This window comes from Muricoccus nepalensis, assembly GCF_006438825.1.
Taxonomy (GTDB): Bacteria; Pseudomonadota; Alphaproteobacteria; order Acetobacterales; family Acetobacteraceae; genus Roseomonas; species Roseomonas nepalensis.
In genome coordinates, this window is record NZ_RCZP01000013.1 from 53,818 (window position 1) to 74,344 (window position 20,527).

At 65.1% G+C, this 20,527-nt stretch carries 15 protein-coding genes; 5 read left to right on the forward strand and 10 right to left on the reverse strand.

Annotation, left to right across the window (positions count from 1 at the left end; all coding sequences use genetic code 11):
- Positions 1 to 73 precede the first annotated feature (73 nt).
- The 3 genes from EAH89_RS14675 (at position 74) to EAH89_RS14685 (ending at position 4,269) form a co-directional block, all read left to right on the forward strand.
- Positions 74 to 1,318, forward strand: a complete 1,245-nt coding sequence (locus EAH89_RS14675; RefSeq protein WP_140884430.1) for a DUF3644 domain-containing protein — start codon at positions 74 to 76, stop codon at positions 1,316 to 1,318.
- 585 nt (positions 1,319 to 1,903) lie between these two features.
- Entirely contained in the window at positions 1,904 to 3,421 is a 1,518-nt protein-coding gene (locus EAH89_RS14680; protein WP_140884432.1) for a DUF4403 family protein, read from the forward strand.
- A gap of 143 nt (positions 3,422 to 3,564) precedes the next feature.
- Positions 3,565 to 4,269, forward strand: coding sequence for a hypothetical protein (locus tag EAH89_RS14685; protein ID WP_140884435.1), 705 nt, complete (start codon positions 3,565 to 3,567; stop codon positions 4,267 to 4,269).
- Positions 4,270 to 4,747: 478 nt separating this feature from the next.
- Here EAH89_RS14685 and EAH89_RS14690 read toward each other — a convergent pair whose 3' ends face one another.
- Positions 4,748 to 5,320, reverse strand: coding sequence for a histidine phosphatase family protein (locus EAH89_RS14690; RefSeq protein WP_140884437.1), 573 nt, complete (start codon positions 5,318 to 5,320; stop codon positions 4,748 to 4,750).
- Between the two features lie 118 nt (positions 5,321 to 5,438).
- Here EAH89_RS14690 and EAH89_RS14695 point away from each other — a divergent pair, with 118 nt between their 5' ends.
- Positions 5,439 to 5,630 (forward strand): hypothetical protein, encoded by a 192-nt coding sequence (locus EAH89_RS14695; protein WP_140884439.1) that lies wholly within the window; start codon positions 5,439 to 5,441, stop codon positions 5,628 to 5,630.
- Between the two features lie 201 nt (positions 5,631 to 5,831).
- Here EAH89_RS14695 and EAH89_RS14700 read toward each other — a convergent pair whose 3' ends face one another.
- The 7 genes from EAH89_RS14700 to ssb form a co-directional block, all read right to left on the reverse strand.
- The gene (locus EAH89_RS14700; RefSeq protein WP_140884442.1) at positions 5,832 to 6,833 is read right to left on the reverse strand and encodes a J domain-containing protein; all 1,002 of its coding nucleotides are present in this window, start codon (positions 6,831 to 6,833) and stop codon (positions 5,832 to 5,834) included.
- Between the two features lie 154 nt (positions 6,834 to 6,987).
- A complete protein-coding gene (locus EAH89_RS14705; protein WP_140884444.1) occupies positions 6,988 to 8,742 on the reverse strand; it encodes an AAA family ATPase in 1,755 nt (584 codons plus the stop codon).
- A gap of 654 nt (positions 8,743 to 9,396) precedes the next feature.
- Positions 9,397 to 9,858 (reverse strand): hypothetical protein, encoded by a 462-nt coding sequence (locus EAH89_RS14710; RefSeq protein ID WP_161993603.1) that lies wholly within the window; start codon positions 9,856 to 9,858, stop codon positions 9,397 to 9,399.
- A complete protein-coding gene (locus EAH89_RS14715) occupies positions 9,848 to 11,851 on the reverse strand; it encodes a hypothetical protein (protein WP_140884449.1) in 2,004 nt (667 codons plus the stop codon). The genes EAH89_RS14710 and EAH89_RS14715 overlap by 11 nt, the downstream gene beginning before the upstream one ends.
- A complete protein-coding gene (locus EAH89_RS14720) occupies positions 11,841 to 13,421 on the reverse strand; it encodes a tyrosine-type recombinase/integrase (RefSeq protein ID WP_140884452.1) in 1,581 nt (526 codons plus the stop codon). Before EAH89_RS14720 ends, EAH89_RS14715 begins: the two co-directional genes overlap by 11 nt.
- Positions 13,418 to 14,458, reverse strand: a complete 1,041-nt coding sequence (locus EAH89_RS14725; protein ID WP_140884455.1) for a tyrosine-type recombinase/integrase — start codon at positions 14,456 to 14,458, stop codon at positions 13,418 to 13,420. Before EAH89_RS14725 ends, EAH89_RS14720 begins: the two co-directional genes overlap by 4 nt.
- Before the next feature lie 455 nt (positions 14,459 to 14,913).
- Positions 14,914 to 15,486, reverse strand: a complete 573-nt coding sequence (ssb, locus tag EAH89_RS14730; RefSeq protein WP_140884456.1) for a single-stranded DNA-binding protein — start codon at positions 15,484 to 15,486, stop codon at positions 14,914 to 14,916.
- A 416-nt stretch (positions 15,487 to 15,902) separates the two neighbouring features.
- On the opposite strand from ssb, the gene uvrA reads away from it, so the two are divergent.
- The gene (gene uvrA / locus EAH89_RS14735) at positions 15,903 to 18,776 is read left to right on the forward strand and encodes an excinuclease ABC subunit UvrA (protein ID WP_140884505.1); all 2,874 of its coding nucleotides are present in this window, start codon (positions 15,903 to 15,905) and stop codon (positions 18,774 to 18,776) included.
- Positions 18,777 to 18,783: 7 nt separating this feature from the next.
- On the opposite strand, the gene EAH89_RS14740 is transcribed toward uvrA, so the two are convergent.
- Together EAH89_RS14740 and EAH89_RS14745 are read right to left on the reverse strand one after the other, a co-directional pair.
- Positions 18,784 to 19,575: a hypothetical protein gene (locus tag EAH89_RS14740; protein ID WP_140884457.1), complete on the reverse strand. Its 792-nt coding sequence runs from the start codon at positions 19,573 to 19,575 to the stop codon at positions 18,784 to 18,786.
- A gap of 87 nt (positions 19,576 to 19,662) precedes the next feature.
- The gene (locus EAH89_RS14745) at positions 19,663 to 20,457 is read right to left on the reverse strand and encodes a squalene/phytoene synthase family protein (RefSeq protein ID WP_140884458.1); all 795 of its coding nucleotides are present in this window, start codon (positions 20,455 to 20,457) and stop codon (positions 19,663 to 19,665) included.
- Positions 20,458 to 20,527: the final 70 nt, after the last annotated feature.

Sequence of the window (20,527 nt, forward strand, 5' to 3'; positions counted from 1 at the left end):
CTTTTCTGGACCGCACTGTTAACGCCAGGATGGTGACGCCTGTGATGATCGGAGTCGCCGGGGGAGCAGTTGGATGTCGTCCACGATGAACACGCCGGGGCGTCAACGCCGGTCGAGACGAGAGAACAAGCTAGCGACGTTGGAGATCGGCTTGGTGAAAGCCATGATCCACGAAGGCATGCCTGATCAGGAGATCCAGGCCTACTTCACCCGCCCTGGGCGAACCATCAATCACGGACGGTTCAAGGAGATCCGTGACGGCAAAAGGCACGCATCCGTCGGGCGTGCGTCAGCCAGTGCACTCCGTGAGTTCCTGAATGCATGGCCAGAATACCAGACTGTCACCGGGCTTCATCCCCGGGATGATGAGCTGCTCGTCAAGGCAAGGGAGGCCATGCTGGCGGCTGTCCGCCAGTACAACGCTCCCGGTGTAAACTTCCGCTCCGAATGCTTCATTGTCCTGGCGGTCATCGCCTGGACCTACCTTCTGCACTGGCTCTACCGGCGCGACGATATCGACATCCGGTATCGCGACGCCTCAGGCAAGGTGAAGACGACTGTCGGGGGAGCCGAGAAGCACTGGGAACTTGAGGAGTGCCTTCGCCACGCGGCGTGCCCCATTGATGAGCCCACCAAGGCCAATCTGCGCTTTCTGATCGGCATCAGACACGAGATTGAGCACCAGATGACGCAACGGATCGATCACCTGCTGGGTGCCAAGATCCAGGCCTGCGTTCTGAACTTCAACAAGACCCTCAAGGAACTGGTTCGGCCGCGGGTCGGGCTGGACCAGGAGGCGACCTTTGCAATCCAGCTCGCTGGGATGATGCGCGAGCAGAGGGACATCCTTCTCAAGGACACGGGCCTCCCCAAACACATCCTGACCGCCATGGAGACCCTTGAGGACAGCCTTCCGGAGGAGGTGCGCCAGGATCCCGCCTTCGCCTGGCGCGTCATGCTTGTCCAGAAGACTACCAACTCAAAGGGGAGAGCCGACGAGGTGGTGGAGTTCGTCCCGATCGGGTCACCCCTCCAGGAGGAGATCTCTCGAATTGCCCTCAAGGAGACCGACAAGCCGAAGTTGAGGCCGGGCATGATCGTGGACGAAATGAAATCTCTGGGCTTCAAACGCTTCACCATGGATAGTCACACTCGGCTCGTCAGGGAACGTGACGCCCGAGATCCGAAGAAGGCCTTTGGCACCTTTGTCGGCGGCAAGGAGTGGTGGTGGTATCACCACTGGCGTGATGAAGTCCGAAAACACTGCGAGCAGTTCCCGGAACGCTACCGGTCATCTCCTCAGCCACCGAAACCTTAACCCTGCCAACGAGAGTGCTGCCGCGTGGGCTGATACGCCCGCCTGAACAGCTTTTTCAAATCACCAGCGGGGACTGTGATGCTAAGCCCCCTGGCCAGTTGACCGCTCAGGGTCGACCTCAGCGGTAGACACCCTGGTCGGGGTTACCGTTGGATGGGGTGGAACACAGGTGTGGGCCGTAGCTTTCTGGTGGTGGCTGGCGGGCTCATCATGCACTGGATGTACTCCTGCAGGCGAGCGTTCTTGCCACGCTTCACAAGGTTCACAATGGGCGTCCGTACCTCTGTAGAGCGACGCTCGTGTGCGCAATGGGCGTAAAGCTCCCGGTGCCATGTTCTGCGAGTAGTGGGCCACTTCACCTCCTAGGCCGGACCATGGCTGGTTGGGCACGGTGGTCTTTGAAGGGTTGAGTCCGGCGGGCGAGCACATGCAGCCACATGTCCACTTCCGCCCGGCCAGTGGCGCGGGACCTACCGCCATGGCCAGGACGGCCCCTATTCAGCCAACCTGCTTCTGTGTTGCTATCAAAGCATCCTGCTCCGCGTACATCCGGGCTCCAGATGGTGAACCAGAGGTCAACTTCGAATGCGAAGTTCGGCGAAGGCGTTACTGGCTGGCGCGGCTCTCATCGCAGCGATGGGGGCCGCGAGCTATCACCTTTTCTGGCCAAAAGTCGCACGGATCGATCCGGATCGTCCCCCCACGCCGCAGGCTAACGTCGTTGCCCCTGCCATCGATCCCTCATTCCTGGTCGTGCCGCTCCGCCTAACAACTGCACGCGTGGTCGAGCTGGCGAACGACAGGGTGCCTTCGACCGTAGGCGACAAGAACGACCTGCCGAACTTCGGCCCGACGGCAAACAACCGGCTCACCTGGGCTTTCGCAAGGAGGGATATCACCGGTTCCGCCCAGGGCGGAAGGCTGATCCTCAGCACAACCATTTCGGGTAGCGTGACCGTTGACGGCAAGATCCAGCCTATCCGTGGGACCGCGGGGAAGTGGCTGGGCAGGCTCGCACCCTCGCAGTCGTACAGCCAACCGCTGCGCGTGGCCGCAGAGGTGACCGCCACGGCCGCCCCAGAGCTCCTGCCGGGCTGGCGAGTGGCGGGCAAGCTCGAGGCGAGCGCGCTTCTGACAACAGCTTCGGCCGAGATCGCTAACCTCTTCGACCTCAGCCTGAGAGATGTGCTGCAGCCGCGTGTGAATGAGGCGATCACGAAGGCCCTACGTGACCTGGAAGTGCGGATTTCGGCAGATCAGTCGCTCGAGAGGGCTGCCCACGACGCATGGTCGAGGGCCTGCCAGCCCGCGGAAATCAAGCTCGATGCTGGTCGCCCATCGCTCTGGCTATCAATCAACCCGATTGGGTTCCTGGCCACACAGCCCACCATCGGGACGGACTTCGTCGAAATCTCCCTCGGCCTTCGCGCGACCCCATCCGTCACCTCGGCGAAGCCGGAAGGCCGACCGTGCTCACCGTTCCCCAGGGAGGTCGAGATCGCGCGAGAGATCCCTTCGCAAAGCGAAGTAATGGTCCAGGCATACCTCGACTACGCCGCCCTGAACGCGGCCATAGCGGCCGAGCTAGCCCGCAACAACGTGGTCGGCAACGAGGAAGCCCAGGCACGCATCCTGGGCATGTCGCTCTCAGCCCACGGCGAGATGATCCTGGCATCGATTGATGCCGAGTTCCGCGAGAACCGGTTCTTCGGAGCTCGCGCTACTGGCCGCCTGTTCGTCGCGATCAGGCCCGGTCTCGACGCGGAGGCCCAGGTGCTCCGCATCGAGAGCGCCCGCATCGATGGCCGCTCGTCCGAGTTGCTGGCATCCGTCGGCCTTGGCGCGCTCCGGGCGTTGGCCCCCGTTATCGAAACGCGCCTTGCAGGGCTGTCGTTTGACATGCGTCCCCAGCTCCAGGAGTTGCGGAACCGGGTCAGGGAAGTGGCCGCGAAGGCCCCCTCCTCTTCTGACGCCCTACGGATCACCCAAGCCTCCCTTGACGACGTGCGTCTCGTAGGGATCGGCCACGGCCCCGACGGCCTCCAACTCACGGGGGCAGCACGGGGGCGAATCGCGCTGGAGGTCGTGCGCCTGACACCTTAGTCGCTCCCCGATTAAGCAACCTGATACGAGGGATGTGGCGCGCCGCGGGGCGGCAGTACCTCAATCGTTCACCTCCAGGATGGGACCCGCTTGTGGAACCAACACCGTCATCCTCAGGATCCGCGCAGTCCGGATCGGCGATAATGAACAAGGACATGCTCGACGCACGGCGAGACCTCAGGTCTACCGAATGTGAGTTCATCAGGCACCAGCTCTGGGTCACCCTGATCGTGGTGGCACTGGCGATCGTCAGTCGAAACCCAGGGCTACTGGGGGACCTCACCGCGGGCATAGGCCTCAAACCCGCAATCGGAGACGTCATCACCCTCGGGCCGGTCGCTATCTTGGCCCTGACCGGCTGGGCCTGCTGGGAAGCAGGTCGTGTCCGGGAGGCCCGGGAGGACGTGTTTGAGTTCGGGGCGATGAGGGGAAGGCAACGGCGCCACTGGCGCCACTGGCTCGTCCTGCCGCTCTTCCTAGTCCCGGCCCTCGGCGTCCTTTTCCTGTTCAGGCAGTATGTCTTGGAGGTGAAGACGCAAGGCGCTCAGGAATGCGGTGATTTCGGTCCGCTGCGCCTCTTTTATGATTGGGCACTCATGCGCGGAAAGGGCTTCGTCGTTGAGTATTGCTTCGGCAATGGCGGCAAGCCAGCGCGCTCCATCTACATCTACCCGCCGGTACAGACCTGGTTGTACCTGGCAATCGCAATCTGGTCCGCTTGGCTCGGCTATCGGTCGTGGCGCCACTTCACTTTCGTCCCGACTGCTTCTTCCAAAGTCGCCGTGACGGCCACCGATCCATCGGCGGCCCCGAGCACAAGTGGCACCAGCGACGACTCTCCCTCGTAACGCCACGATCCATAGGTCGCTGCTTACCTCCCACGGGTGTCTCCGAGCGCCTCCCCTCGGTCGAGCACCGTGCTCGGGAGACGCTTGGCTCGCTGGGCGCCTTATACCGGTCCGCACAGAAGCTGACCTACTCTCGGGGAGCAAACTTCCCCCCTGCAACACCTTCGCTGGAGGGAGTAGGTCAGTACCTATGCGGGGCGGTATTAGAGCATGCCCTTACTAAGCAGACTGTTATCTCCTGCGAGCGCATGCCTCTCTTCGATCATGCGTGCATCAAGCTGGGACACCGCTATCAATACATTTTCTGGGTTTCTACTACCTGACATCATGTCCCCACCCCTTGCGGGCCTGCATTTCAAGGTAATGAAACCGGAGAGCGTGAAGATGCGGACTCACGCTTGCCGCATGCAGGTCGTCTCCGCATCGGGGAATGACCTCAGTCCATCGCACGGAGGACTGCTTGGGGAAAGCAGACCTTCTACTCGTCGATCAGGCGCCAGCCGGAGAGCAGGGTGCGGCTCCCCAGATCGAAGGAGTAGACGCACCCCCCTCCCCCGCCAGGCTGGTCTTCGGTCCGGCTGATCGGCAGGCCCTTGAGATGGCAGAGCAGGAGCGCTCCGACGCCACCGTGGGAGATGATCGCAATGTCCCCGTTCCTGGGTGCTGTGGCGATCACGCGTTCCACGGCGGCTCTAATCCGGCGTTGGGCATCCACAGCCCGCTCCCACCCGCGCACGCTTCTCTCCGGGTGCGCGAAGAACAAATTCGCTGTGTCCTCGAACTCTGCTTTGGGCAGATAGCCTGTCGCCGAGCGGTCGTTCTCTCCCAGGTCTGCCAGGATGACGGGCGAAATGCCGAAGCGATCCGCTACCAAGCTGGCGGCATCCCTGGCCTTGCGCTCGGCGCTGCTGAATACCGAGCCCAGTTTGCTCATCCAGGGCTGCTCCAGGGCCAAGCCCATTCGCCGGACGCCTTCTGAGGAAAGTGGCCAGTCCGGCACCGGCACAGCCGGGTCAATGACGACCTCCGGGTGCGTGATGAAGTGCAGCATGGGCATAGCGGTTTATTGTGCTGGTCCAGGGTTACAGTGCTGCTTTGGGAAGGGGCGGCGCTAGTAGAACTCGGCCGCGTGCACCAGGATTATGAATGGGTGGATATTCTAACTGTGAGTGGCCAACCACCTCAAGGTCCTGGCCTCCAACCAAGCCCTCCGCCTAGACTCCGGCTGTATCGAGGCTCACAGCGCCCTGGCCGAGGACACCACCGACCAGGACATGGCCCGCCTGCACCTCGAGAAGGCCGTCAGGATCGGCCAGGATCTCTGGCACCCCCTCGCCCGCGCTCGGGATGACTTCGCCTAGTGGGGCGTGACGGCCACCCGCCCGTTCGTGCGGACCATTAAGGCGCTGGGCGCCTTGGCCGCGGAGATGCGTAACGAGAGGATTGCTGGGACCTGCTGCGTGGAGGCTCCCAGCCGCCTGGGCAAGGGACGAGCGAGCGGCCCTCTTCTGGGAGACCCTATCATCAGCGCAGCAAGGACGACCGCGCCGCGCCCCTACCGTCTAGCGTCCTGACTCCCTTCCAGTCGCTTTCAGCAGGCCATGAGCTTCGTTGATCTTCCGAGTCAAGGCATCGGCGACGGCACGGATTTCCGGGCTGAGATGAGCGACCTTGTCTGGATGGTTAAGCGCAATCAGCTTCCTGAATGCAGCGCGGACCTGTTCCTGCGTGAAACCTGGCTCCAATCCGAGGACGGTCATGGCCTCCGCACGGTCCATCTGCTTGGTGCCGGGAGGAGGGCGCCTGTCCCGCGGTCCCGCCGAACCATTCGAGCGAGTACGCCCCTGGGCGGGTTCGACAACCACGGCGATGCAGGTCGCCGAATAGTCGGTCGTCCGATGCCATTTCGTACGATAGTAGGGATTGCCGCGATCGCTGTGCCCAGCGACGACACGCTCGCTCCACGACTCGTCGTGTCGCTCCCAGAAGTAGTCGACGTACGCGTTGCCGCCGACCTGGGCGGTCAGGAGGTCGAGCTGAATGGCCGCCTCCTCTGGCGATGCGGTGCGGCGATGGGTGGCGAGCTTGCGGATGACCTTCACGATGGTTTGGCCGGGAACGGTGTCGCGCCGGGACCGTTTAATCCCCATGTTCAAGAGGGAGGTGATCCGGACAACCTCCTTCAACACAAGGGCGAAGCCGTCCGGTGACAGGTAGTGCGCTACGGCGGCGTAAGGCGTCAGGGGGACAAGCGTCGCCTTGGGTAACTCGTCGAAGGAGCGAATGCGGTTGAGCCGCGCCGGAAAAAGTCCGCCCGTCGCGGAGCACCGGAAGAATAGGCGGCTTTTCAGGCATTCAGCACAAACGGGGCGATCGGCGTCAAAATCCTTCAGTTCATACCCATGTATCTGCTGCGATTTGACAAGCTTCTCGCGCAGTCGTCGGTCCTCGGCTGCTTCTGGAGTTCCGTCAAACAGTGTCGACTCAAAACTGGTTTCGCTGTCGCGGTCGCAGAACTGGCAGTGATTTACATTGTGCCACCAAGTCGAAATGGAGCTGAACATCGGCGGTTCCGTGCGTGCCCCTCACCTTACCGCCTATGGGCGATCTGCAAAGGCGCCGGATGCAAGAAAGCCGAACGGAGCAGCGCTGTTGCATGAAGTCAGCGGGAATGCCCATGCCTCATTAGATTACCGGCTGCCGTCTTGCGAACTTGGCTTACCTTCCTTTTGGATCGAGCCCGTGCGCCGCTTTGAGCAAACCATTCAGTCCGACCTCGCGCACATGCGACGCGGGGGGCTGAGTGATTGAAGCCCGGACAGCGTTCAGATCACCTACGATGACGATCTGCCGCACCCCCCGGGTAACCGCCGTGTAGATCATCGTACGGTCGACGCGTGCGCCGTGCGGTACCACTACAACGACCCTCTCGAAGCCGGTGCCCTGCGATTTGTGCACGGTGAGGCCGTATGCCAAGTCGACGTCACCCAGCTCTCCGGAGTCAATGGCGTGAACCCGGCCATCGAACTCAGCCTGGATGCCCCCTTTCGACGTGACCTCTACCACCCGTCCCAGTGACCCATTCCACAACTCACGCCGGTAGTCATTCCTTGTCCAGAGGATGGGGTCACCGACCGCGAGTTGCCGTTCCGGTACGCGCTGCCGACCGACTGCATGGATCTTATGCAGATGCCGGTTAATGGCAGCGACACCGCCCGCGCCCGCCCTAACCGGCGATAACACCTGCATCTCCCCCCCTGCCCGCCCAAGATCCGCCAGGACATCCGTAACCGCATCCAGGATCTCATCCTGCGCGCACGCGAGCACGGTCACACCCCGCGTCGTTCCAGTACGCCAGGCACGAAGCAGCGGCACCAAGCCGGTGCGGATGTCCGCGGCAACATCAGGGATGCCCGTCGCCTGAGCCTGACGGTGGACCTGGAGCAGGGCAGCCTTAGGGACAGCGGGCTGGTTGGCAAGAAGATGGAAGGTCAGCCCAAATCCAATGGGTGGCAGCTGATAAGGATCGCCAACCAGGACGAGGCGATAGCCCTCACCCACGGCCCTGAGGATCCTGTAGAGCAGAGGGAGGTCCAGCATGCTGGCCTCGTCGACAACCAACAGTGGACCGGTGCTGGCTGTGACCTCGCCCCGGGCCGCGGCACCAAGGAAGGAGGCGATGGTTGTCGCGTGCCGCCCAGTGGCTTCCCGCATCCGTGCGGCAGCTCGCCCCGATAGGGCCATCTGATGCACCGTTAAGCCTAGGTGTTCAGCGAGATCTCCGAGTACCCGGAGCGTCGTCGTTTTGCCCGTACCCGCACCTCCCAACAGCAGTGCCAAGGGATTCAGCAGAAGTCGCCGAACTGCAGCACCCTGCTCCTCGGTCAGACCAGCCATCGCATCCGGCGGCAAGGCATCCAGGCCACGCTGGATAGCTGCTCTTCCGACGAGGAGATCATCCATCCCAGATGATGTCTGCATCCCGGCAAGTCGGTCAGCGACATACCGCTCCATGACGTGGGCACCAGCGGGTTGAAGACCCTCGCCCTGGGGGATAGCCGCACCCTCGGCTTCGGCCATCCGGACAGCACGCGCGGCGACGCCTGGTCCTGAGCCGAGCAGGGAGGCCACCCCGGTCAGAATGGCATCACGCGGGGTCCAGGTGTGCTGCTGTTCCAGACGCCGGTAGAGAACAGCCTCCACCGCGGCCACCAACCGATGATCGTGGCCAGTGCCGAAGCCCAGGTGTCGCGCGGCCGCGTCAACCCGGGCCCAGGGTGCGACGGCGATCAGGACGTAAGGGTTCTCCCGAATACGCCTCAGGACGCCCTCCCCCCAGAACCGGACGGCCTTGAGCGCAAGACGGGCTTCGAAACCCTGCTCATCGAGCCAGGCCACCACGTCAGCCTCAGCCAGCCGCTCCCGCCAAGCCGCCACCAGTGTCCCAGCTCGGTCGTCGCCGACCACCGGCATCAGGACTTCCAGATTGCCATCGCTAAGGGCTCGATAGAGATCGGTTCCCAGGGCCCGCCACAGGGCGGCCGCTCGGGTGACGCCGATACCCTCGAATGCCGGGTTCGTGGCCAGGTAGCGGACGATGAGCTCGCCACGGACGCCGGGAGGGGAATACCGCCGTCCGACGATAGGATGGGCGCCATCTAGATGCACGAAGAACCTCAGAGCCTGTGGGAGGTCTACACAGCCACTCGCCGTCCGGTCTCCACTATGTGTGCCTCGATGTGCCGCAGGCGATCCAGCTCCCCGCGTAGGCGGTTCCTCTCCGCTCGCAGGGACCCATTCTCCGCCTTAAGAGAGGCGTTGGCCTGCTCGAGCTGGTGGATGCGCCGGTCACGTGGATCGGGGCCATCCGCATCGCTGCTTGCCGCCCCTTTCGAGTGATCAGGCATCCCAAGTCCAAGGCGGGAGACTGCATCCTCCAGAAGGCTTCTGGCGCCGGGATTGGCGTACAACACGTTGCGGTCGAAACGGCAGGCCAGAGCGATCGCGCTGAGGTTTGCCTTCCCGCCCCGCTCTGGTACGCGGACTCCATCCGCCTCCAGGGAAGCGATGTAGGAGCGCAGGACCTCGACGTTCTCAGCGCCCCGCTCCCGTCCCGATCGGGGTGCGTCAACCACCGTTGGCTCTCCGGGCGACAGACCACCCACGGTCGATGACGGGCATCGGTTGAGCGAGATCCGCCGCCGACACACCACGCATGTGCGCGTTGTACTGGTATAGGGCGAACTGCTCCTCAAAGGCGGTCAGCTGCGCTTTGAGCTTGGCCACCTCGGCGGCAAGTTTCTCCGCGCGCTGGAGGTAGATACTGTCGGCCGGGTCGAGGATGACCTTACGCTGCCTCCGGGAACTCTCCTCCCGGCAGAGTTTGTACGCCACCTTGATCTCCGGGTGCCGCTCCAGCGCTTGGCGGGTCCACCGGTATCCAAGCTGGGCATCCGTACGGTCGACTAGGCCTGCCCATGTGATCTGATCCCCATCCCAGGACTGGATGACCCCGACCACACGGGCGACCAATCCCGGCGTGATGGCAACGCGCTTCAACGCCTCGGGGGCAACCCGCCTAAGCCGCACGGGAAGTCCTCCCCCCGGAAGGAACAGCTCCAACCTGATTGCTGCTGGACAACGTGATCTGGACCAGGGTGCCATCCTCCACGGCGTTGTCGCCATGGACCTCCAGGGCAGACCTCAGGGCATCTCGCATCCGCTTGTGGTGGGCGACGAAGTTGTTGGCTCCATAGGTCTCCTCCCCCGCCTCGGCTTCAGCACCGGCGAGAAGGAACTCGTGTTCCTCCAGCAAGACCTCTGCTCGGGCGCGCCGCACCGCATCGCCCTTGACCAGGAGGTGCTGCGGGCACGCGGCGCAGCTGCCGTGTTCCATGCACGGCGCCAGCGACCAATCATTCGTGCACATGCCGAGATCGGTGGTGTGTGCCGTTGCGAGCTGAGAGTCGCGGAACGCCTTCCGGTCTGCGAGTGGAAGACGATCATGAACACGGGCGATCGGACCGACGAGCTTGCCTCCGGCCAGGTGCGCGCGTGCCCGCTCGGCGAGTTCGAAACCGCTGGTGTGGTCATAGGCCGCGTTCTGGCCGACGTCCTTCCGACCAGACCAGCGGGCGATCTCCATTTGTCCCATGCCGCCCTGTTGGGCCAGGGTGTTGAGCCAGTGCCGGAACTGATGCGACCTCATGTTCATCAGGGACCCATCGGCCTCTTTGAACCCAAAGCGATCAAAGACCGTACGCATGGTTAATCGAGACGTCAGGAAGTCAGCAACATTCGCGTTGGTAACTGGAAGAACGATTGCCGGGATCTCCCCACGGACGCTGTGGAACATGTTCAAGCAGGTCAAGAAGAGCTGCTTACTCACACCCTGAACCTCTCCTGGTTGGTTCAGCCAGCTCATCCTCTTGCGCATCGCCCTTTCAAGCACGGCGAGAGGAACCCCTTGCCGCACTGACCCTGATGTACCGCACCAAAGCTTGAGCAGGCTTGCCCCATGGACAACATCGAGCATCTCAGGGATGTCGTGTGCCGTAACAATCGTATGGAGGGCTTTTCCTCGCCACCCATCTGGCAGCCAAGCTCTCCCAGGGTTCGCCACGTTCCAGACCGCCACCTTGCGGAAGGGTTCGGTGATCCTGGTGATGTCCGCTACGGCCCTTCGCGCCACGTCGACCATGGCGGTCGGGATCCATTTGACCGATGGGCCGCCGCCCTTCTCCGCGAAGTAGCGGATGCCATATCGCTGGAGCGGATTACCCGCCGCGTCGAGGATCGGCTCCCCATTGTGGACGACGGGTTCGAACACTTCGCAGTCCGCCGGGACCGTCAGCAATTCGTTGATGCGCCAACCGCCACAGACGAGGAGTTCCACACATCGCATGAGGAGGACGTCGCCTGGTTCGACAACCAAATTGGCAATCTGCGCCAAGGCATCGAGAGAGGCCTCGCTTGGCAAGTTGCGGTCGCGCCTCTCCACTGAATCGGGGTCGATGCGACTGTCACCGTGTCCCGAACGGGGAAACGGATTCACGAAGTCGATCGTGATCTTGGTCAGGTTGAAGCGGCTGATATAGCCGACAAGTTCGAGGAGGTGCTGGCCCGTCTTGTACCGAGAAGACGGCTCCTCTCGTGCTTTGACCTCCTTGCACGCGACAATGAAATCCTCGGGCAAGAGGTCGGCCAGCTTCGCACCGCGGGCCTCCAGAGCATCATAGAGATACCGCGCCGCGCGAATGATGATCGAATGTGTCGAGGAGAACTTGGCTCCGCGCTGCTGCCGAAGACAGACCACCGCCTTCAGGAATGAGGCAAAGGGTTCCCGCAGTGGGATACGCCTGTCCATGCTCTTCGCATGGCCGCCCTCGTGCGTGGTGAAGTAGAGGCCGATTCTCTTCTTCGTGTTAGACGCCCTCCCTCCGAAGGGTAGCGTCCACAGCGGCTCATCAAAGTTCAGAGGTACAGGGAAGACGCCGATGGCCTCCCGCCCTTTGGCAATGAAGACCACCAAATTCTGGGCGGCAGTTCGAGCTTGAGCGCTCGGAAGTTGTTCAACCGACATGGTTATGATCCCCAGACTTAGTGGCGGCGACTCGGCTTACGACATCGGCAACGGCCAGGATGGTGGTGTCGGTGAGCGCCACCATCCGGCCGTCCAAGCCCCCCTCTTCTCGCCGCTTACGCTCGGCCAGCAGGTCACGCAGGAGTTCCTGGTGTGGGGCATCCAACCAGGGCTGGAACTTGTTGCAGGTGTAGCAGGCGACCGGCGCGTTCAGCCCGCAGAAGGAGAAGGACCCGCAGGTCCCGATCGGGTCGAGGGCTGGTGCCTCCCGATCGTGCCGGTAGATCCTCGCGCCCGCTTCCCCACCCCTAACCGCCAAGGCCTCGGTGCGGACCAGATGGCCGAGGAAGGCCTGCGAGATCGGACCCAGGGTCAGAGCCATGGCTTCGTCGAGCTTCTCAACGATGTCCGACTTGAGGTCGAAGTAGCACTGGACGTTTTGGAGGTCCGTATGATCCAGCGTCTCCGCGACCTCCCGCTGAGAAGCCCCCTCCCGCACGAGGCGAGTGGCGAAGGTGTAGCGGAAGCGGCGGCACGTCGCCTGGAGTGCTTTACCGGTCCTGGGAGAGACGACGCCAAGTTGGGCGACACTCGTTCTCACAAGACTGCCGAATTCGTCCGTCGACATGCTCAAGGCGTATTCATGGAACGCGCCTCCTAGCCGAGCCTCCCGGAGGTACGGCCGCATAAAGACCGGCATCGCCACGCCCGCTGGAACTCCAGCGCCCAGGGATGCCCGGTTCTGGGAGATCAACTCCTGAACAAGAGAACCGATCTCGCGGGTCAGCTTGCGGGTCTTGAACTCGTGCCGTTCACGGGCGTGCCTTTTCTTTATACGGGCAACCCGGATCTGGTAGAACGCTCCGTCGGAGTCCGGCTCCTCCAGTTCCAAAAGGTCGTCCGCCCGCATCAGCACATACTGCTGGTTATTGCCACCCAGAGCTGTGCACAGCCAGATCGCCACCTGCTGCTGCAGGGAGATCCGCCCATCGTCCCGAGATGCCCGCAGAGCGTTCAGGAGAGCCGTGGTCTCAATGTCATTCAGAGGACCACCATCGGGGTCCAGGGACAGCACCGCGGCGCCCTTGGCGTTCCCACCGAACCGGATCTCACGAAGCTCGAAGCAGACCTCGGCTGAGAAGCGTGGGTATCCTTGATCGCAGCACCATTCGTACCAATCCCGAGCATAACGGGCGAGATACCGTGCGTGCTCGGGGTACGAACCGATGAGTTCGGACATGAACGCCATTCCGATCGGCTCACCGGGGATATCGATAGACCTGAAATACGGAAGTCCAGTCATACGGCTTAGCATCGAAAAATAATGACTGATGCCACCCGCACGCTGGCTCTTGATGATCTCCGCCATAAAACAGGTCATTCCGGCGAGAAGGTCGTAGGAGCTGACATTAATCGCGCTCCAGTCGAATGAGCGCCTGCCCGTTGCCTCGTCATAGCGCCAGATCGGGGTATCTGTTTGAACCGGACGGCCACCCTTATCCCGGATGATGCCATGGCCAGGGAACGGCCGACCATTGGGATCAGGAGAGTTATTGAAGGCGAGGCTCACCGGTTTTTACCCCTATAGCTCTTGGCTTGCAGATAAAGCATGCGGCGGTTTGCCGCCTCGCGCGTATGGCGGGTGGTGTAGTGCGCTGCCTGTTTGGAATTCCGGGACCACCCCATAAGGTAAATGCGCTCCCGGATCTCGTCCGCATCCTTCACCTTCTGCTCGTCCATTAAACGAGAAAAGGCGTCGTTCCACGTATGGCGGAGAACATGGGCGCTCAGGTTATGGGGGAGTCCTGAAACTCGTTTCCGGAGCAGCTGGAACATATCGCTTACGCTTCGCTTGGCGAGCGGTTTGCCCGTGCGAGAGACAAAGACATAAGGAGTCTTCTTCGCTGCCCCATAGCGCGCCGGGTCCCTACGGTGTTTGGTAATCCACGTCTGCAGCGCCTCCCAAAGATCGCTCCCCAGGGGGAGTACCCGTGCCGCCGTTTTCACAAGCGGCTGCGCCAGGCGGAGATCATCCCGATCGTCTGGGCGACGATGCACAGCGAGAGTTGGCCGATCTCCGGACAAACGGAGATCCTCCCCCTTTACGACCAGGGCCTCCGAGAGGCGGACACCGAGATCGAGGTAGGTGAGAAGGAGGGCGTAATTCCGGTGACGATGCTGCCTTTGGAAAGGGTTTTCCGGATGATTGGGGTGGATTACTTCGCGCAAGCGGGCAGCCGTCTCCTCGGCCAAACCTTCACGGCCGACAGAGCGCGGCTTTGACAACATGGACGTCATGTTGTTCCGGAATTCCGTTACGCGTGTACGCGCCGGGATGAACCTGGCATCTGCGTTTGGAATACGCTGAACCACCCACTGGGCACGCCAGACAATATAATCACGGACGTAGAGACAGCGATTATAGTGCGTGAGTGAATTAACCCTGCCGTCCTGGGGACGAATACGGTTAATCCAAAGGGCGTCGCGCAGCGCTAACACCTCATCGGGTGTTAGGAGCTCAGCGGATTCCAGGCGTGCTTCGAGATCAATGCCCCGCTGATCAGCCCAGGCCAATGCCACGGCAATTGCCGAGACTTCCTGGAACATAGTCGAGACGGAACCCTGATGGGCACGACGGAGAACTAGGCTGTACCTGGTAACCCACGGTAGGGGGAGGCCGACCCGGGTATCGTAAAGCAGCACGAATCGTTCGCCATGGGCGAACCTCGTAGGGCTAACGACGTACCGGGCTACAATATGTCCAACAAGGAACGGGCCTCCAGAGCGACCCGGTTGTAGGCCGCCCTGATAATTTCCGTCTACCTAAATTTTTGAGGCCTACGCTCAGCGACATCTAGTTTACACGCAGGGTGCAAACGTTTCTGTAATTCGCCCAAGTTTACTGGGTGAAAACGCCCCCGTTCCCCTTCTGTGTTTACAAATCCAAGTACCGCGTGCTTTCGGGCGCTCAGAAGGGGAACAGGGCTACACGAAGAAAGCAATTAAGATGTTGAAAACGTTCACCAAACGGTAGCTAGTTTACACTTTCTAACTACCGCCCGCTAGAATGGGATGTCGTCGTCGAGGTCCGCCTTGGGCGCGTCCCAGCCGCCACCGCCGCCACCACCGCCGCGGGCCGGCTTGGCCGCCCCGCCGGAGGAGGCGCCGCCCCGCCCGCCGCCATAGCCGCCGCCCGAGGCCCCGCCCCCGAAGCCGCCGCCGGAGCGCTCGCCCCGGTCGCCGCCGAAGCCGCCGCCGGCCTCGTCACCGCCGCCGCCGCCCTGGTTGCGGCCGCCGACGAGCGTCATCTCGCCGCGGAACTGGCGCAGCACGATCTCGGTGGAGTAGCGCTCCTGTCCCTCGTTCGTGGTCCACTTCCGGGTCTCAAGCTGGCCCTCGAGGTAGACCTGGCTGCCCTTCTTCAGGTAGCGCTCGGCGATCTCGCCGAGCTTCTCGTTGAAGATCGCCACCGAGTGCCACTCGGTCCGCTCCTGCTGGTTGCCCTCGCGGTCCTTGTAGCGCTCGCTCGTCGCCACCCGCAGGTTCACCACCTTCCCGCCGTTCTGGAAGTTCCGGACCTCGGGGTCCTTCCCCAGCGACCCCAGGATGATCACCTTGTTGACGCTGCCGGCCATGCCACCCACATCCTCGAAAGGCCGGGCGAACCCGGCCGAAACCCATACAGACCCGGTGGCCTCGCGCCACCGCTGATCCCAAATCGTCGCCGCGCGCAGAATTCCCCTTGGGATTCGGGCGCGGGCCGACGAAGCTACCCCCCGGGGGCCGGCGATGCCACCCCCTGGGGGAACCAGGGCCGGTTCCCGGGGGCGCCGAAGCCGGCTCCCGGGGGAGCCCGGTCCGGGACCGCCCCCCGGCGACCCCTTCCCGTCACCATTATATGGTGGCACAAGCTCCAGAACACAATGCGAACAGAGGCCGCTCTCCCTTGCCCGACAGCCTGCCCGAGACCGTCTCGAACCGGAGCGGCGCCGACCGGCCCGGCGAGGGCCGAGCCGCCGCCAACCGCCTGGCCCATCGCGGCAGCCTCGAGATCGGCACCGGCGGCCATATTCGCATCCGCGGCGCCCGGCAGCACAACCTCAAGAACATCGACCTCGACATCCCCAAGGGGACGCTGACGGTCATCACGGGCGTCTCGGGCTCGGGCAAGTCGTCGCTCGCCTTCGACACGATCTACGCCGAGGGCCAGCGCCGCTACGTCGAGAGCCTCTCGGCCTACGCGCGCCAGTTCCTCGAGCTCCAGCAGAAGCCCGACGTGGACAGCATCGAGGGCCTGTCCCCGGCCATCTCGATCGAGCAGAAGACGACCTCCCACAACCCGCGCTCGACCGTCGGCACGGTGACGGAGATCGCCGACTACACCCGCCTCCTTTGGGCGCGCGTCGGCATCCCCTATTCCCCGGCCACCGGCCTGCCGATCGAGGCCCAGACCGTCTCGCAGATGGTCGACCGGGTCATGGCCATGCCCGAGGGCACGCGCCTCCTCATCCTGGCCCCCGTCGCCCGCGGCAAGAAGGGCGAGTGGAAGAAGGAACTGGCCGAGCTCCAGCGCCGCGGCTTCGAGCGCGTGAAAGTCAACGGCGCCCTCCTCCGCATCGAGGAGGTCCCCGCGCTCGACAAGAAGAAGAAGCACGACATCGAGGCGGTGGTGGACCGCGTGGTGGTGCGGGAGGGCGCCGGCCAGCGCCTGGCCGACAGCTTCGAGACGGCGCTCGGCCTCTCGGACGGCGTCGTCTACCTGGAGGGCGCCGACAACGGCGAGCGCACCGTCTTCTCCTCCCGCTTCGCCTGCCCCGTCTCGGGCTTCACGATCGAGGAGATCGAGCCCCGGCTCTTCTCCTTCAACTCCCCCCAGGGCGCCTGCCCCGCCTGCGACGGCCTCGGCAGCGAGACCTTCTTCGACGCGGCCCTCGTCGTGCCGGACGACGCCAAGTCCATCGCCGAGGGCGCGGTGGCCGCCTGGGCCGGCGGCGCCTCCTCCCCCTACTACGACCAGACGCTCGAGAGCCTGGCGCGGCACTTCAAGGTCTCCGCCAACACGCCCTGGGCCGACCTCGCGAAGCCCGTGCGGGACGCCATCCTGAACGGCACCTCGGAGGTCATCACCCTCCGCTACAAGGACGGCCTTCGCGCCTACGAGGTGAAGAAGGCCTTCGAGGGGGTGATCCCCAACCTCGAGCGGCGCCTGCGCGAAACCGACAACCCCTGGATCCGCGAGGACCTCAGCCGCTACCAGTCCGACCGCCCCTGCCATGTCTGCCGCGGCGCCCGGCTGAAGCCCGAGGCGCTGGCGGTGAAGGTCGCCGGCCTCAACATCGCGGAATCCTCCGACCTCTCGATCCGCAAGGCCATGGAGTGGTTCGCCGGCGTCTACGACCAGCTCAACCCCCAGCGCCAGGAGATCGCCCGCCGCATCCTGCGCGAGATCAACGACCGCCTGCGCTTCCTCGTCGATGTCGGCCTCGACTACCTGTCGCTCGCCCGCGGCAGCGCCAGCCTCTCGGGCGGCGAGAGCCAGCGCATCCGCCTGGCCTCCCAGATCGGCAGCGGCCTGACCGGCGTGCTCTACGTGCTGGACGAGCCCTCCATCGGCCTTCACCAGCGCGACAACGAGCGCCTTCTCGGCACGCTTCGCCGCCTGCGGGACATCGGCAACACGGTGCTCGTGGTCGAGCACGACGAGGACGCGATCCGCGCCGCCGACTACCTCGTGGACATCGGCCCGACGGCCGGGGCAGGCGGCGGGCGCATCATCGCCCACGGCACGCCCGACGAGGTCGCCGCCAACCCCGACAGCATAACCGGCGCCTACATGTCCGGCCGCCGCTCCATCCCCCTGCCGGAGACGCGCCGCGCCTCCGACCCCAAGCGGCAGCTCCGCGTGGTCGGCGCCAGCGGCAACAACCTCAAGAACGTCACGGCCTCGCTCCCCATCGGCACCTTCGCCTGCGTCACGGGCGTCTCGGGCGGGGGCAAGTCCACGCTGGTGATCGAGACCCTCTACAAGGCCGCCGCCCGCCGCCTGATGGGCGCCGGCACCGTGCCCGCGCCGCACGAGCGGCTGGAGGGGCTGGAGCATCTCGACAAGATCATCGACATCGACCAGTCCCCGATCGGCCGCACGCCCCGCTCCAACCCCGCGACCTACACGGGCCTCTTCGCGCCCATCCGCGACTGGTTCGCCGAGCTACCGGACTCACGCGCCCGCGGCTACAAGTCCGGCCGCTTCTCCTTCAACGTGAAGGGCGGCCGCTGCGAGGCCTGCGGCGGCGACGGGCTCATCAAGATCGAGATGCACTTCCTGCCCGACGTCTACGTCACCTGCGACACCTGCAAGGGCAAGCGCTACAACCGCGAGACGCTGGAGGTGAAGTTCCGCGGCAAGTCCATCTCCGACGTGCTGGACATGACCGTGGACCAGGGGCTGGAGTTCTTCTCCGCCGTCCCCGCCATCCGCGACAAGCTGAAGGTGCTGAGCGAGGTCGGCCTCGGCTACATCCACCTCGGCCAGCAGGCGACGACGCTCTCGGGCGGCGAGGCGCAGCGCATCAAGCTGGCGAAGGAGCTCTCCCGCCGCGCCACCGGGCGCACCCTCTACATCCTTGACGAGCCGACGACCGGCCTGCACTTCGAGGACGTGCGCAAGCTGCTGGAGGTGCTCCACGCCCTCGTCGCGCAGGGCAACACGGTCGTGGTGATCGAGCACAACCTCGAGGTCATCAAGACCGCCGACTGGCTGCTGGACATGGGCCCCGAGGGCGGCGACGGCGGCGGGCGGATCGTGGCGGAGGGCACGCCCGAGCAGGTGGCCGCCAACCCCGAGAGCCACACGGGCCGCTTCCTGGCGCCGCTCCTCGCGGGGCGGCCCGTGGCGGCGCCGGCGCGCAAGCGCAAGCGGGCCTGAGCCCCCCTCAGGCCGCGGCCGCGCGCCGGAGCCCCTCCCGCTCCTCCTCGGAGAAGTCCGCCCAGGCGAGGTCCCGGTCGAGAGCGAAGACCGGCAGGCCCGGCGCCGTGACGCCGAGCGCGACCCGCCCCTCCGCGTCGAGCCAGAAGGGCTCCGCCTTCTTCGGCAGGGGCCAGAGCGTCGGCTTGCCGCCGCCGGCCGGGCGCACCTGCCAGCCGTTCGGGTCGGCGCCCACCACCACCGCGACCGGCATCAGCGGCTGCCCGGACAGGGCCTCCATGTCCCGCCGCGCGCGCCCCGCGGCCCGCACGAGCAGCACGCCGCCGCCCAGCAGCAGCAGGACCAGCACCGCCGCGGCCGCGAGGGTGGCGGCGCGGTTGCCGAGGTGGTCCAGCCCCATGTCGGTCGTGAGCTGGCCGGGCCGGGAGGGATCGGCCAGCAGCCGCACGCTGTAGTCGCCGAGATGGGGCTCGGCGAAGACGTACTCGGCGCCCTGGCGGATCGGCTCGCCGTTTTTCGTCGGCGCGGCCGAGACGAGGGTCATGGAGCAGGTCTGCAGCAGCCCCATCCGGGCGGTGCAGCGCCCGTTCTCCACCCGCCCCGCGGCCGGAACCGCGCCGGCCCGGATCTCGTAGTCGGAGAGGAGCGTCGGCAGGAGGGAAGCCGCGGCCCACCAGCCGAATCCGATGGCCATCACGAGCATCCCGAGGGCCGAGAGCCACCCCCGCCAGCGCGCGACCGGCGCGTGGATGCGCAGCGGCCGCTTCGGAAAGGCGGCCTGGACCGTCGGAATGTTCAAGAGGGTCGAATCCTGCGTCGGGGCGGCGGAGGCTAGGCGGCGACTGCCGGCCCGTCCGTTCGAGATTGCGTGATACCCGGGCGCGCCTCAGAACCGGCCGCGCCAGCCGGCCCAGGCGACGGCCAGCCGGTCGCCCGCGCCGCGCGGCCCCGATGCCTGCCCGGGCTGCCAGGCGGGGCGGAGCACCCGCGCGAGGTCCCGCCGCGCGAGCACCCCCGGCAGCGCCGCCGCCACCGCCCGGGCGGGCAGGCCGGCCAGGCCCCGCCGCCCGGCCTTGAGCAGCGCGAGGCCATCCCGGGCCAGCGCCCGCGCCGCCTCCCGCGGCTCCGCGTGCGGCGGCAGGGGGTCGCGCCCCTGGGCCGCCAGGGCCGCGAGGCTGCGCAGCGTGCCGCCGATGCCGTAGGCGGTGCCGACCTGCCGGAGCCCCGTCATCGCCTCCTCCCCGGCACCCAGCACCCGTCCCGTCTCGGCGGCCATCACGCCGGCGGTGGCCCGCATCCGCTCGGCCAGCGGGACCGCGTCCTCCCCGGTCTCCTCGGCCTCGCGCCCCTCCACCATGGCCAGCAGCGCCGCGGGGTCGAGCCGCCCCGCCCGGATCTCGGCCGAGAGCGGCCCCGCCACCTCGTGCCGGCGCGGCGCGGCGCCGGCCGCCGCCTCCTCCACGGCCTCCCGCCACCACTGGAGGCGGATCAGCGCCATCATCGGCTCGCGCGCCGCCTCCCGCGCCCGGGCCAGCTCGTGGTTGAAGGCGATGAGGGCGAAGAGGGTCTCCCGCGCCTCGGCGGGCGCGAAGAGGGCGGAGAGAAAGCGGTCGGGATCGTGCCGCCGGGCGAAGCCGGCCAGAAGGCCAGCCGGTCCGGGAAGGTCGGGGGTCGCGTCCATCGGGGCGACTTGGACCCGGGGGTCCCCGGTGGCAAGCGCCGCCCGGCCTCCCATGTCTCGCGCCGGCGTG

What these genes read in the sequence shown, in the direction of transcription:
- EAH89_RS14690 (WP_140884437.1), bottom strand. Translation starts at nt 5,320, where the DNA reads ATGCTGCACTTCATCACGCACCCGGAGGTCGTCATTGACCCGGCTGTG.
- EAH89_RS14700 (WP_140884442.1), bottom strand. Translation starts at nt 6,833, where the DNA reads ATGTTCAGCTCCATTTCGACTTGGTGGCACAATGTAAATCACTGCCAG.
- EAH89_RS14680 (WP_140884432.1), top strand. Translation starts at nt 1,904, where the DNA reads ATGCGAAGTTCGGCGAAGGCGTTACTGGCTGGCGCGGCTCTCATCGCA.
- EAH89_RS14705 (WP_140884444.1), bottom strand. Translation starts at nt 8,742, where the DNA reads ATGCCGGTGGTCGGCGACGACCGAGCTGGGACACTGGTGGCGGCTTGG.
- ssb (WP_140884456.1), bottom strand. Translation starts at nt 15,486, where the DNA reads ATGGCCGGCAGCGTCAACAAGGTGATCATCCTGGGGTCGCTGGGGAAG.
- EAH89_RS14715 (WP_140884449.1), bottom strand. Translation starts at nt 11,851, where the DNA reads ATGTCGGTTGAACAACTTCCGAGCGCTCAAGCTCGAACTGCCGCCCAG.
- EAH89_RS14675 (WP_140884430.1), top strand. Translation starts at nt 74, where the DNA reads ATGTCGTCCACGATGAACACGCCGGGGCGTCAACGCCGGTCGAGACGA.
- EAH89_RS14685 (WP_140884435.1), top strand. Translation starts at nt 3,565, where the DNA reads ATGAACAAGGACATGCTCGACGCACGGCGAGACCTCAGGTCTACCGAA.
- EAH89_RS14725 (WP_140884455.1), bottom strand. Translation starts at nt 14,458, where the DNA reads ATGTTCCAGGAAGTCTCGGCAATTGCCGTGGCATTGGCCTGGGCTGAT.
- EAH89_RS14745 (WP_140884458.1), bottom strand. Translation starts at nt 20,457, where the DNA reads ATGGACGCGACCCCCGACCTTCCCGGACCGGCTGGCCTTCTGGCCGGC.